Annotated in this window: 12 protein-coding genes and 1 pseudogene; 11 read left to right on the forward strand and 2 right to left on the reverse strand. The window is 60.3% G+C overall.

Annotated elements, in window-relative coordinates; genetic code table 11:
* Nucleotides 1-5: 5 nt before the first annotated feature.
* Genes MAFF_RS24035 through MAFF_RS24045 form a run of 3 tightly spaced genes read left to right on the forward strand, consistent with a single transcriptional unit; the run spans nucleotide 6 to nucleotide 1,167 of the window.
* A complete protein-coding gene (locus MAFF_RS24035; RefSeq protein WP_027033180.1) occupies nucleotides 6-209 on the forward strand; it encodes a CCE_0567 family metalloprotein in 204 nt (67 codons plus the stop codon).
* The gene (fdxB, locus tag MAFF_RS24040) at nucleotides 206-523 is read left to right on the forward strand and encodes a ferredoxin III, nif-specific (RefSeq protein WP_010913577.1); all 318 of its coding nucleotides are present in this window, start codon (nucleotides 206-208) and stop codon (nucleotides 521-523) included. The genes MAFF_RS24035 and fdxB overlap by 4 nt, the downstream gene beginning before the upstream one ends.
* A complete protein-coding gene (locus MAFF_RS24045) occupies nucleotides 520-1,167 on the forward strand; it encodes a nitrogen fixation protein NifQ (protein ID WP_010913578.1) in 648 nt (215 codons plus the stop codon). The genes fdxB and MAFF_RS24045 overlap by 4 nt, the downstream gene beginning before the upstream one ends.
* On the opposite strand, the gene rpoN is transcribed toward MAFF_RS24045, so the two are convergent.
* Nucleotides 1,164-2,618, reverse strand: a complete 1,455-nt coding sequence (rpoN, locus tag MAFF_RS24050; RefSeq protein WP_010913579.1) for an RNA polymerase factor sigma-54 — start codon at nucleotides 2,616-2,618, stop codon at nucleotides 1,164-1,166. The genes MAFF_RS24045 and rpoN overlap by 4 nt on opposite strands.
* A gap of 74 nt (nucleotides 2,619-2,692) precedes the next feature.
* On the reverse strand, nucleotides 2,693-3,241 hold the full coding sequence (locus MAFF_RS24055; RefSeq protein ID WP_010913580.1) for a peroxiredoxin: 549 nt from the start codon (nucleotides 3,239-3,241) through the stop codon (nucleotides 2,693-2,695).
* Between the two features lie 1,003 nt (nucleotides 3,242-4,244).
* On the opposite strand from MAFF_RS24055, the gene MAFF_RS39220 reads away from it, so the two are divergent.
* The 8 genes and pseudogenes from MAFF_RS39220 to MAFF_RS24100 all read left to right on the forward strand — a co-directional run bounded on the left by MAFF_RS39220 (nucleotide 4,245) and on the right by MAFF_RS24100 (nucleotide 12,713).
* Nucleotides 4,245-4,676 (forward strand): hypothetical protein, encoded by a 432-nt coding sequence (locus tag MAFF_RS39220; protein WP_010913581.1) that lies wholly within the window; start codon nucleotides 4,245-4,247, stop codon nucleotides 4,674-4,676.
* Between the two features lie 17 nt (nucleotides 4,677-4,693).
* Nucleotides 4,694-5,911 carry a cytochrome P450 gene (locus tag MAFF_RS24070; protein WP_010913582.1) on the forward strand — a complete coding sequence of 406 codons (1,218 nt, stop codon included), beginning with the start codon at nucleotides 4,694-4,696 and terminating at the stop codon, nucleotides 5,909-5,911.
* A 38-nt stretch (nucleotides 5,912-5,949) separates the two neighbouring features.
* On the forward strand, nucleotides 5,950-6,195 hold the full coding sequence (locus MAFF_RS24075; RefSeq protein ID WP_027056547.1) for a ferredoxin: 246 nt from the start codon (nucleotides 5,950-5,952) through the stop codon (nucleotides 6,193-6,195).
* A gap of 211 nt (nucleotides 6,196-6,406) precedes the next feature.
* On the forward strand, nucleotides 6,407-6,946 hold the full coding sequence (locus MAFF_RS24080; protein WP_010913584.1) for a nuclear transport factor 2 family protein: 540 nt from the start codon (nucleotides 6,407-6,409) through the stop codon (nucleotides 6,944-6,946).
* Nucleotides 6,947-7,129: 183 nt separating this feature from the next.
* Nucleotides 7,130-8,768 (forward strand): annotated as a pseudogene (locus MAFF_RS24085) (SDR family oxidoreductase).
* A gap of 250 nt (nucleotides 8,769-9,018) precedes the next feature.
* On the forward strand, nucleotides 9,019-10,062 hold the full coding sequence (locus tag MAFF_RS24090) for an LLM class flavin-dependent oxidoreductase (protein ID WP_010913587.1): 1,044 nt from the start codon (nucleotides 9,019-9,021) through the stop codon (nucleotides 10,060-10,062).
* 507 nt (nucleotides 10,063-10,569) lie between these two features.
* Nucleotides 10,570-11,478, forward strand: a complete 909-nt coding sequence (aepX, locus tag MAFF_RS24095) for a phosphoenolpyruvate mutase (protein WP_010913588.1) — start codon at nucleotides 10,570-10,572, stop codon at nucleotides 11,476-11,478.
* Between the two features lie 44 nt (nucleotides 11,479-11,522).
* A complete protein-coding gene (locus tag MAFF_RS24100; RefSeq protein WP_010913589.1) occupies nucleotides 11,523-12,713 on the forward strand; it encodes an aminotransferase class I/II-fold pyridoxal phosphate-dependent enzyme in 1,191 nt (396 codons plus the stop codon).
* The last annotated feature ends 13 nt before the right edge of the window (nucleotides 12,714-12,726 follow it).

Here is a 12,726-nt window from a genome sequence, read left to right on the forward strand (position 1 = left end):
GGATCATGTCAGACCTTGCGCTGTTACAGAAGAAGGTCCGCAAGCTGCAGTCGCGCGCGGGAGCCGCCAAGATGGAATTGCACGACCTTGCCGAGGACCTTCCGGTCAACTGGACCGAGATCGAGGCGGTCGCCTGGAAAGCCTTCGAGGTTTTTGCCGAGTTGGATGCGGCAAAGGAAGAACTCGCAGCGTTGGAGAATTCACAATGACGGGCGCTTTCGTCACCCGCGACGGCTCTCCCTGGACGCCGCACTATCTGACGGCGATCGATGGCGCGACCTGCATCGGCTGCGGCCGCTGCTTCAAGGTCTGCTCGCGCGAGGTCATGCACCTTCATGGCGTCGATGACGCAGGCGAAATCCTCGGCATCTGCGCGGGCGAGGACGACGACTTCGACGGCGAGCCCAACCGCATGGTCATGATCGTCGACCATGCCGGCCGCTGCATCGGCTGCGGCGCCTGCGGCCGCGTCTGCCCGAAGAACTGCCAGACCCACCTTGCGGCCGACCAGCTTGCTGCATGAGCTGGGAACAAGACCAGCAGAACGGCGCCACATTCGCCCATCACCGTGGCTGTTTCAGCACCAGCCAATGGCCGCCGACAGACCAGGCGGCGGCGTTCGACCGGCATGTGCTTGCCTGTGTTTTCTACCTCGCGTTCGAGGAGGTCGAGGCCGGCAAGGCGACCGCGACCGAAGCAACCGGCCTTTCGCGTGCCGACCTGCGAGATGTCATGACACGCTATTTCCCGGCTGTTCCCGTCAACGCCTTCGCGCTGGAAAAGCTGACCGATCCCGAGCCAGATATGGAGGAAGGGCTTCTGCGCGGCTTGCTTATTGGGCATGCCAGGCCAGGCGATCCGGCGAGCACCCTCTTCGCCAAGATCATCGCCAGGCGCAGTTTGCGCAATGACCATCTGTGGCAGGACCTTGGCCTTTTCAATCGGGCCGAACTCAGCCGCTTAATGGCCAGGCATTTCCCGGCGCTGGCGGCCGGCAACACCAAAAACATGAAATGGAAGAAGTATTTCTATCGTAAGCTCTGCGAGGCTGAAGGCTTTTCGCTATGCACCGCGCCCAGTTGTCAGGAATGCGGCGATTTCGAAAGCTGTTTTGGCCCGGAGGAAGGCGAAAGCCACTTGGCACGGATCAAGAACGGGCTCGCTTAAGAGCCGCTTTCGTCGCCGCCGCCGACCGGGCTTGATTGGCATCGAAGACGCACGCGCTTTTCCCGGCGACGTCGCGCGGAGGACGGGATGTTCAGCGCCTCACGATATTTCGCAACGGTGCGGCGAGCAATGTCGATCCCGGTTTCCTTGAGCCGGGTGGCAATGTCGTCGTCTGAAAGCACTTCGTTGGGCGATTCCACGGCAACCATCGCCTTGATTTGATGGCGGACAGCTTCGGCGGAGTACGCGTCGCCGCCTTCGGAGGAGCCGATCGCGACAGTGAAAAAATACTTCAGTTCGAACACGCCGCGCGGGGTCAGCATGTACTTGTTCGACGTTACCCGGCTTACCGTCGACTGGTGCACGTTGATCGCATCCGCGACAGTCCTGAGATTGAGAGGCCGCAGGTGGGCGACCCCATGTTCAAAAAAGGCGTCCTGCTGGCGGATGATTTCAGCCGCTACCTTGAGGATCGTCTTGGCGCGCTGATCAAGGCTGCGGATTAGCCAGTTCGCGTTTTGGAGGCATTCGTTGAGAAATGACTGATCTTTCGAATTTTGAGCGCTTAGGCGGGAGACCTGGGCAAAATAGTTTTGGTTCATCAGCAGCCTAGGCAGCGTGTCTGGATTGAGTTCGATTTGCCACCCACCTCCGGGAGAGGGCTGGACCAAGACGTCGGGAATGATCGATTCAGGCCCTCCGGATTGGAATCGGTTTCCGGGCTTGGGATCGAGCGCGCGGATTTCGTGCAACATGTCGAGAAGGTCGTCTTCATCGACACCGCAATGGCGCTTCAATGTTTGAAAATCGCGTCGCGCCAGCGCTTCAAGATTGGCGACCAGCGCTGCCATTGCCGGGTCGAACCTGTCTAGCTGCCGCAATTGTATCTCAAGGCATTCGCTGAGAGTTCGCGCAAAAATACCCGGTGGATCGAACTGCTGCAAGGTTCCGAGAACCCGTTCCACAACAGCCTCCCGGACATTCAGGCTGCGGGCCAGTTCCGAAAGGTTCACCGGAAGGTATCCGGTGTCTTCCAGATGACCGGCAAGCTCGCCAGCTATTCGCCGCTCCAGCGGCGCGAATGCGCTGAGAGCGATCTGACGAGCGACATGGTCGTGCAATGTTTCGATGGACGTCCAGGAATCTTCGAACGCATGGTTTCCCCCCGGTTGGACATTGTTTTTGCCGCGGATTGATTTCCACTGCGAGGCCCGATCCGATATTCCGCCCGTGGTCGGCCCGATGCGCGGGTTCCCGGCCGAAATCGACGGAATGTCCTTCGGCGCCCGGTTTGAGGCCCGTTCCAGAAAGGGGTTCTTCTCGATTTCCTGCTCGACGAACTGATGCAGTTCGGGATGCGCCAGTTGCAACAGGCGAATGGATTCCATCATTTGCGGCGTCAAAACCAACGATTGCTTCTGACGCTGAAGCAGGCTTGCTGAGGACTCCATGGCTAGCGTGAAACTCCTACCGAGCGACCCTTCGCCTTGTGCAAGGGGATTTTCGAGACGTTGACTCGTCTAGATCATGCAGCCGTCACGGCTTTGGCGGCTCTCAACGTTTCAAGGACGTTCTGCGGCGACGATACGCCATAGGGATCGGCCTCGCAGTTGTCGCAGAAACCGTCCTCCTCGAACCACTGCTCCACTACGCCATTGTTGATCACGGCAGCGTAGCGCCAGGAGCGCATGCCGAAGCCGAGATTGTCCTTGGCAACCAGCATGCCCATCTTGCGGGTGAACTCGCCCGAGCCGTCTGGGATGAGCTGGACTTTCTGCAGCCCCAGGGCCTTGCCCCAGGCATTCATGACGAAGGCATCGTTGACGGAAACGCAGTAGATCGCGTCAATTCCCTCCTTCTCGAACTCGTCGTAGAGCATTTCGAAATCGGGCAACTGCAAGGTCGAGCAGGTCGGGGTGAAGGCACCGGGCAGCGAGAACAGGATGATGCGCTTGCCGCGGAAATAGTCGTCGGATGTCTTGTCTTCCCAGCGGTACGGGTTTGGCCCCTCGATGGAGTCATCGCGAACACGCGTGCGAAAGGTGACGAAAGGAACCTTTTTTTTGACGGTCATCAATGTGCTCCTGGAGGAAAACTGGTGCGCTGCTTTTTCGGTTGAAACTGACACGGCATCGACCTCGGCCGGCAATTCGGCCGGGCGCCGCGCGTTTTGTGTCGGCCTTGGATCAGCCATGGCAAAACCGCTCGCAAGCACGGGCGTCTGAAGAAACGAGCTCTCGATTTGCCGCGGCAACGAGAACGGTACGCGCTTGTACGGGGCGTCGCGATGTCAGCAATGGTCTTACTCCTGGCCACCTTGTGATGGGTTCTGCCGAGTACGACGCAAGCGCCATGCCATTTGATTTTAGGCTTGGGTTCACACTGTTTTTTGCAGCGACCCTCTTTGCCTTGAGCGGCCAGAACCATGCCTTCGCCGAGACCGAGCGCGCCCATAATCACCAGATCGTGGGCTCTGGGCGGAGGGGATCCCCTTTATGGGTATCAAGCCGCGACCCTCTTTGTCCGAAGCTGGACAAAAATGTCGGAAGTCGGACCGGAGGGTCGCCGGGTCGCCGGGTCGCCGGCGCGGCGAACACGTGGCTCGTATTCGAAGCGAAAATCTGGGCTCAAACTCGGAACGAGGGACAGGAGTCGATCGGGGTTAACCTGACGAGGGTCCCTATGGCCTCCGTTCTCAGGATTGAGACGGCTGACAGGCCCACGCGCTTCGCCCTATCGACGCTCGCGAGACCGCTTCGAAATCGACAACGGGTACAAAAAAGCCAGCACGTCCATTAGCAAGCTGGCCATGTGATCTTTCTGAACCGCGCTTGCGTGAGGCGGGCACGGTCCCAAGGTGATGGAAAAAGCCGCCTTGTGCTCTCGGAGCATTTTGAAGCTGCCGCGACTTTGCTGTCGGGTTTGTCATGTCCGGGACAGCCAGGCTTGCGGCTGCGCATTCGTTCAAGCTGTTGAATGATATGTAGAAAATCTCCTGCAGGGCTCTTTCCGCGCCGTTGGCACGACTTTTGAAGCTCTCATGTGAGACGGCAGGAGATACCGACTGGCGTCCATTCGTGAGTGATATCGCGCTCAATGCAATGAAGGAAGACGACATGTCAGGTCAGCGTCAGTTCAGATTCTATCCGAAACGGGCATTGCCCGCGGAATGCAATATCGACCGGCGTGACTGGCGTCACCGTCACAACCGCCCGGCACCGGCCAATGGCCACCGATCGATCTGCAGATACGGTTCGACCAGAATGTGCTTGCTCCTGCCCTCTCGCCGGCGCTTGAGGAGACCGGCGAGCACTTCGGCGGCCAACCGGTCTTTCGCGTGCCGCGCTGCGGATATCCTCGCAGAGATGATCGACCCCGAACCGCTGTGGAGCAAGAGCTTCATTCCGGTTCGCCGTTCGAAGCTGGAAAACGCCGGGTCTCCGACGATTTCGCTCGTCGGCTCTCTAGATGACCAAGATGCCATGGTGCGCGGCCTGGTTAGTGGTTAGACGGCAGGAGAAATGCAATGGCGATCAACCCGGTCCCAGATCATGTCCCGCCCGAAATGGTGAGAGACTTCAGCCTGTTCACATCGCCAGGCATGCCACCAACGCCCAACGGGGATCCACACGCAGCCGTCGCTTGCGCCCATGACGGGCCTCCGATCTTCTATTCCCCCTACAACACGCAAGATGGCCGGGGCACCTGGGTCATCACCCGCGCCGCAGATCAGCGTAAGGTGCTGCAGGACACTGAAACTTTTTCCAGCCATCGCAGCATCTTCTCCTCCATACTGGGCGAAACCTGGCCGACGATCCCGCTTGAGCTCGATCCACCGGCCCATGGCGCATTTCGCTCACTGCTCAGTCCGCTGCTTTCGCCCAAGCGGGTGACGGCACTGGAACCGGCTGTCCGTGAGCGAGCGATAGCCCTGATCGACCGGATCACCGCATCGGCCACGAGCTGCGACGTCATGAAGGATTTTGCCTTTCCGTTCACTGTCAGCATCTTCCTTCGGTTTCTGGGGTTGCCGGATCAGGGACTCGATACATTTGTCGGCTGGGCGAAAGATCTGCTCCACGGCGACGATGTGGAACGACCTGTGGCTGCCCGCAAGATTGTGGCTTTCATCGATGAACTTGCAACCAATCGCCGCAAGGATCCGGTCGACGATCTCATGACCTTCATCGTGCAGGCACAGATCGAGGGCCGCCGGCTAACCGACGGGGAGATCCGTGGCATCGGCGTGCTTGTGTTCGTCGCGGGACTTGACACTGTCGCAGCAGCTATTGGCTTTGACCTGGCTTATCTAGCGCGCAACCTCAAGGATCAGGAACTGCTGCGCAGCGAACCGGCCCGCATCCTGCTCGCAACCGAAGAGTTGCTGCGGGCCTATCCGCCCATTCAGTTGATCCGCGTGGCTACGAAAGATATCGACTTCGAAGGCGCGCCGATCCGAAAGGGGGACTATGTTTCGTGCGCCACGATGATTGCAAATCGCGACCCGGAGGAATTCGAATCCCCCAACACGGTCGATCTGGCGCGAGATCACAACCGCCACGCCGCCTTTGGCTATGGTCCCCACCGTTGCCTTGGCTCACACCTTGCCCGGCGCGAGATTGTCATTGGCCTGGAGGAATGGCTGGCGCGCATACCGACCTTCCGGATCAAGGAGGGTACAGCGCCCATCACCTGTGGCGGCCATGTGTTCGGGATCGAAAATCTGATCCTGGACTGGTCATGACCATCGCCGAGCCATGCCAAGACAATGGAGGCAGCGCTATGCGCATTATCGTCCACAATGCCAAATGCCAGGGTCACGCGCGATGCTGGGCGCAAGCGCCGGACATCTTCAAGCTTGATGACGATGGCTACATCCTGCCCGGTGACATTCAGGTTGCGGAGGGGGAGCAACTGCTTGCGTCACAAGGCGCGCGATCCTGCCCCGAACGTGCGCTGGAAGTCGATCGCACCTCGGCAGCGCGGTTCGAACCAGCCGCCATGCAACCAAGAACTGGGGAAGCTTAGGTGGAATCGACGAGACGTGGCCCCACACCGCAAAGCAAGATGTCCGGCCGCTTCCCTGCCAACCTCCTCTCCGGCATCGAGACCTCAATGACACGCACGCGACACGTGAAGTTCGTCTCCGTTCTGGCTTCTTCAGTTGCCGATCGGTTCGACCTTGCACGCACCTAGAGGCACGAAACGCCTCTTCCAATCTCAAATTTGCGACAGAGCGATGGGCCAGGCAAAAATCACCGAACTGCGCGACCGCGAGGCGATCCGCGACTGCCTTTATCGGTACTGCCGCGGCATAGACCGCGCGGATGAGGCTGCGCTGCGCAGTGCATATTGGCCCGATGCGCATGACAATCACGGTGCCTATCGCGGCTCAGCCGAGGGCTTCTTTGAGTTTGCGCTTGGTCTCTTCAAAACCGGACCGCGCTTAATCCACCAGATCACGAACGTCTTGATCGAATTCATCGACCCGTCGGAGGCCGTGGTCGAAAGCTATTTCACCGCGCTGCAACGCGGACCAGACAATGACGGAGAAGCACGCCAGGTGCTTCTCTGCGGCCGTTACTGCGATCTTTTTCAGAAGAGGGAAGGGGCGTGGCGCATTGCCGAACGGACCGTCGTTTACGATTGGCTCGAAGAGCAGACCCCACCAGCGGTCCCCGAGGCAGAACGGTTCGGCTTGCGGCAACCGATCGGAGCAGCGCATCCCAATGACCCGGTTTACGCGCTCAGGAAGCGCCGCAGCTCGTCATCAAAATGAAAATGCCATGCATGTCACCACAATGCTTTCCAAGGCTCCCAATTGCGGAGCCGCGTCGCGGGAGCGGTCGCGGAACGCAACACGTCTACCCGGTATGGAAACTCGCCGTCACCAGGACGTCCGCGACCGGTCTTGCGGCTGACTCGCGTCGATATCTCTGACGCTGGCTGCGGAGAGGTTCATATGAAGCAGGCAGGACGGGTCGTCATCATAACGGGAGCGGCAGGCGGAATCGGCCGTGCGCTGGTCGAGATCGTTGCCGCCGATGGAGACATCGTCGTTGCGGTGGACCTTCCTGGCAGCGGCGTTCTTGAACTGGCCGGCGGTCTCGGCCATCCGCATCTGGGCCTCGAATGCGATGTCTCACGAGAAGAGGACATTGTCGCCCTATACGGCCGCATCGAAGCGCAGTTCGCGAAAATCGATGTTCTCGTCAACAACGCGGCGATAGGACCCGCCATGGCTGCGACTATCGACACCGGTTTCGAGGCCTTCCGACGCGTGCTGGCAACAAATCTGATCGGGCCTTTCATCATGGCCGGCGAAGCGGCGAGGCGCATGCAGCCCGGCGCTGCCATTGTCAACGTCGCTTCGCTGGCGGGCGTGCTCGGCAATCCCAAGCGCAACGCCTATGCCAGCTCGAAGGCAGGCTTGATCGCTCTCACGAGATCGCTTGCATGCGAGTGGGCCTCGCGCGGCATCCGCGTAACGGCGGTAGCGCCAGGATACGTGCGCACGCCGATGGTGGCGGAACTGGAACGTGCGGGCAAGATGGACCTCGCGGCCGTGCGCCGCCGCGTGCCCATGGGGCGAATGGCGCGCCCCGACGAGATCGCTCGGGCCGTGCGTTTTTTGGCCAGCGCACAGACGGGCTACATCACAGGATCGGTGCTGACGGTCGACGGCGGTTGGATGTCGTTCAACCAGCCGGGCGACGCGCACCCGCCGGTCGACGAGACGCCTCGAGCCGAACTCTTCCGGCCGGCCGAACGAACTGGCGCGCGCACAGTGGTCGTGACGGGCGGCGCGAACGGTATAGGCGCCGCCGTCGTTCGCCGCTTTGCCGCGAACTCCGACACAGTCGTGATTGCTGATAAAGATGGTGCTGGGGCGGCAGAACTCGCTGATTTGCTGGGCGGCAGGCACGTGGCGAAATCCGTCGACTTGGCGGTCGAGAGCGACGTGGTGGCGCTGTTCGAGGAAATACGGGGGCGCTTCGGTCGCATCGAGGTCCTCGTCAACTGTGCTGCTATTGCCGATACGTTTGTGCGAGGGATCGAAATCCCGCAACAGATTGAGCGGGTGCTGGACGTCAATCTCACCGGCACCTTCACCTGCGCGCGAGGCGATCAAGTCGATGGACGCCGGCGGCGTAATCCTCAATCTTGGATCGATCAATAGTTTCCTGCCCTTCGTGCCGCGCCATGCCTATGGGGCGTCCACGGCGGGTATGAACATTCTGACCCGGTGCATGGCGGCCGAACTCGGGTCGGTCGGCATCCGAACGGCCACCGTCGCTCTTGGCTATATCCGTACGCCTGACATTGCTCAGTTGGTCGAGTCCGGCTGCATCGATTCCGTAGCGATCAAACGGCGCATCCCGATGGGGCGGATGGGAGAGCCCGAAGACGTCGCCGAGGCAGTGTTCTTTCTGGCCTCGCCTGATGCCTCATACGTAAACGGCTCGACCCTCTACGTGGACGGCGGCTTGACCTCGTTGGCTGACGCGCGAAACGCCCAGCCAACCGATCAAGAAAATCCAACGGAATGTTCGCCGGCGACGGGTTGCGGTTCGTCGAAGCCGACGAGGTTCGAGGATTGAGACTGCGGCTGCATGGAACGTGCCAAGCGCGGCTTGCCAAGTGATCGTCTTCATCGGTGACGGAAAACTCGTCATCAGGGTCGAATGACTAGCCAGGTTTTGGCGCTTGCCTGCGGCCGCCGAACGATAAGCGGCTTTGCGCAAGATCGTCGACTACGTCGTCGCCAGGCCGCATCGATACCGCGACCCACCCGCAATCGGCACAAGTCGAAGGCTTGATTGGCCACTTTGTGTAAACGAGGGACACGCCATGGAATTCGCGACGTTCATCTTGGCGGCCCAGCGAGGCTATCATCAATCGTGCGACAGCGTCATCGGTAACTCCATTGAACAGACAATCGCTTCGGAGCAGGCTGGCTTCAACACCGCTTGGTTCGCCGAGCACCACTTCAACAATTACAGCCTGGTTCCCTCGCCCTTGATGATGGTGGCGCACTGTGCTGGCCTTACGAGCACCATTCGCCTTGGCACCGGTGTGTGTGTGCTGCCGCTATATCAACCGCAGCGCCTGCTCTCCGAGATCGGCTTTGCCGAGATCGTTTCGAACGGCCGCCTCGAACTCGGCGTCGGCTCGGGATACCAGCAGTTCGAGTTCGAGCGCTTCGGCGTCGATGTCGATCAGGCGCCGGCCGTGTTTGCGGAATACCTGGATATCCTTCTCAAGGGCCTTAACCAGAAGGTCTTCGAGCACAATGGCCAGTATGAGAAGATACCTTTAACAGCGATTTCGCTGCGCACCATCCAAAGGCCAGCCCCACCGATCTGGATCGCCTGCGGGTCCGCGCGAAGCATGTGCCGGGCCTATCGTGAGGGCCACAATCTTTTCGTCACGGCGTTCCACAACGGCTTGGAAAACTTAAGAACGCTGCGTGAGACCATCGAGGCAGCAGCGGCCTCGCGGGGTAAGGATGTCACCGCCGCCAAGATAGGGCTTCTGCGCTGCTGCTATGCCAGCGACGATCAGGCGGAGATCGACAGCTATCTCGACAACGCCCGCTTCCAGCGCCGGCTATCTGAAGCACTTCATCAGCGCCGCCAGCAGAGCCGGGACGGCTATCTGCTGCAGGAAACACCGACGCAGCAGGATCTGTCGTTCGAGACCATGCGCCAGAACCTGCCGATCGGCAGCGTAAGTCGCGTCATCGATCGCCTGCTGGAAGAGATAAGTATCCTGAAGCCGGACCAGATCGCAATTCAGACCCAATTGGGAGATTTCGACCAAAAGACGATGCTACGCCAGATTGAGCTCTGGGGAGACAAGATCATCCCATCGATCAACAAGTCGCTTGGTTAGGTCAAGGCTTGAAGTTCGGAACGGCCACTGGGGGAGCTGAAATCTCGCATGCCGATGCTCGACACTTCGTCCATGAGGCATGGATAAATAATCAAGCCGACCGGCGATCACCGGGATCGAAGACCAACGTCGTCCGTCCTTGCCTGCACGGACCGCCGGTCTTCCGCTCCCTGTCCATCTCGCTTGAGACCGTTGATCGGCAGCCTCGGAACGGCCGCCATGGCGTAGACGAATAGCCACTCCCGCTACCCCTCTTGTGTCCGAAGTTGGACGAGGATGTCGGAAGCCCGACAAATGTCGAGAGGGGACCTGGCCCGCCGGTATGGAGAACTGGTGCGGCGCAGGTGGTTCGCCAATTCGGCACGCGCCTTGCTTCATTGATTCTGTATGTGTGCACGACAGTGGCAGATCGCCGATCGGTGGGCAGAGCGGTTCGCCTCTGAAAGTACTTCGTCGGCAGCGATGACAGGCTTGTCGGCTGGACAGCGTCGGTGGAGGTGAGACCGTATGGTGGAGAGGCAGTCTGGTGCGCAGACGCGAGAGAGCTTGCGCCGAATGATCGCGTCCAGTGAACTCGCCTTCGCAATGGAGGCTCATGACGGCCTTTCGGCGGCGATTGCCGAGCGCGCTGGCTTCAAGGCGCTCTGGGCGTCCGGCCTCTCGATTTCATCCAGTCTCGGATATCGAGATGCGAACGAAGCTTCCTGGTCCCAACTCGTCGATGTCGTTGAGCGAATTTCCGACACGGTGGACATTCCAGTCCTCGTCGACGGGGACAGCGGGTTCGGGAACTTCAACAATGCCCGTTTGGTCGCCCGCAAGCTGCGCCAACATGGCGCGAGCGGCATATGTATCGAGGACACGGCGTTCCCGAAAATGAACTCGTTCATCGGTGATCGGCACCCGTTGGCCGATATTCCCGAGTTCTGCGGCCGGCTTAAGGCGGTGAAGGACCAAGTGCCGGATGCGGAGTTCGTTCTGGTCGCCCGGATCGAGGCGCTCATCGCCGGCCGCGGAGAGGATGAGGCGCTGGCGCGAGCACAAGCCTACGCTGAGGCCGGCGCCGATGCTATTCTGATTCATTCCCGCAAGTCCAACGCTGAGCAGATTTTCGCCTTCACGCGCGCCTGGCAGAACCGCCTTCCGGTCGTGATCGTGCCTACGAAATATTACCGCACACCGGTCTCCGCGTATCGGGCGGCCGGAATCTCCACGGTCATATGGGCGAACCACAACATGCGCGCGGCGATCTCGGCCATGCGCCAGGTCTGCGACCGCATCCTCCGCGAAGAAAGTACCGCCGGTATCGAGGACGAGGTGGCGACGCTCGACGAACTCTTCGATCTGCTCAATTACCAGGAACTCTCAGCGGCGGAAGAGAAATATCTGCCGCAGACGGCGACCGGCGTGCGGTAGCAGGCCCAGCCCGTCTTTGAAAGCAAACGAAAACGGGAGCGCACATGCTTGCGCATCGGACAAACCTGTTCGGTACATCGGGTACCGCCGCGGCGCGCGCTGCCGCAAAAGCGGCGGCCGATGCTGGCAAGGAGATCATCGATCTGACCGCCGGCGAGATCTGGAGCGAGCTTGCTCCCACGATTCGCGACGGCGCGATCGACGCCATCAATAAGGGCGTCAATCGCTATACCGATACGGTTGGCATGGTGGAGCTGCGCGAGGCACTGGCGCGGAAGATCTCCCTCGATACCGGACAGATCTGGAAGGCCGAGGAAGTTGCCGTGACGTCCGGAGCGAAGCAGGCCTTGTTCAATGCCGCAATGGTGCTGCTGAACCCGGGCGACGAGGTCATCATCCCGGCGCCTTACTGGACAACGTTTCCGGCCCAGGTGCTAATCGCCGGCGGCACACCGGTCTTCGTCGACACCAGATCCAACGGGTACGTCCCGCGCCCCGAGCACATCAAGGAGGCGGTCACCGAACGAACGCGGGCGATCGTCGTCAACACGCCCAGCAATCCGGCCGGTGCGGTCTACGATGTTGAGACCCTGATGGCCATCGCTCAACTGGCGGTCAGCCACAACCTGTGGATCATTTTCGACGAGTGCTATGGCGACTTCGTGCATGAGGATCATACCCACCATCCGATCGTCTCGGTCGCCCCGGAAATTCGAGCACGCGCGCTGATCGTCAGCTCCTTCAGCAAATCGCTGGCATTGACCGGCTGGCGCATCGGCTATCTGGCGGGTCCAAAAGAGGTGATCAATGCCGTCAACGCGCTGCAATCGCACACCACTTCGAATCCAAACGTAATTGCCCAGCACGCGGTGCTCGCCCATTTGCAAAGGGGTGGCTCGGACTATGAAGGCAAGCTGCGTTCACGCCTCACAAGCGCCAGACGGATCGGTCTTGACGTGCTTGCTTGGTTGACGCGTGTACCGGTCCCCAGGGCGCAAGGCGGCTTCTATTTCTATCTCGACCTTTCCCATCTGCTGCGATCGGCATCGGAAGACGGCGCCTCAACGACAGCCGACGATATCGTGACGGCACTGCTTGCCGAAACTGGCGTCGCAGCTGTGTCGGGCGCCGCGTTCGGTGACCCCGCCGGCCTGCGCCTGTCCTATGGAATTCCATCTGAAAAACTCGCGACCGGCCTGGCCCGGCTCGTCGAATTCCTCAACTCCTGGAAATGACACCGCAACACAA

The sequence above is a fragment of the Mesorhizobium japonicum MAFF 303099 genome (assembly GCF_000009625.1).
Classification (GTDB): Bacteria; Pseudomonadota; Alphaproteobacteria; order Rhizobiales; family Rhizobiaceae; genus Mesorhizobium; species Mesorhizobium japonicum.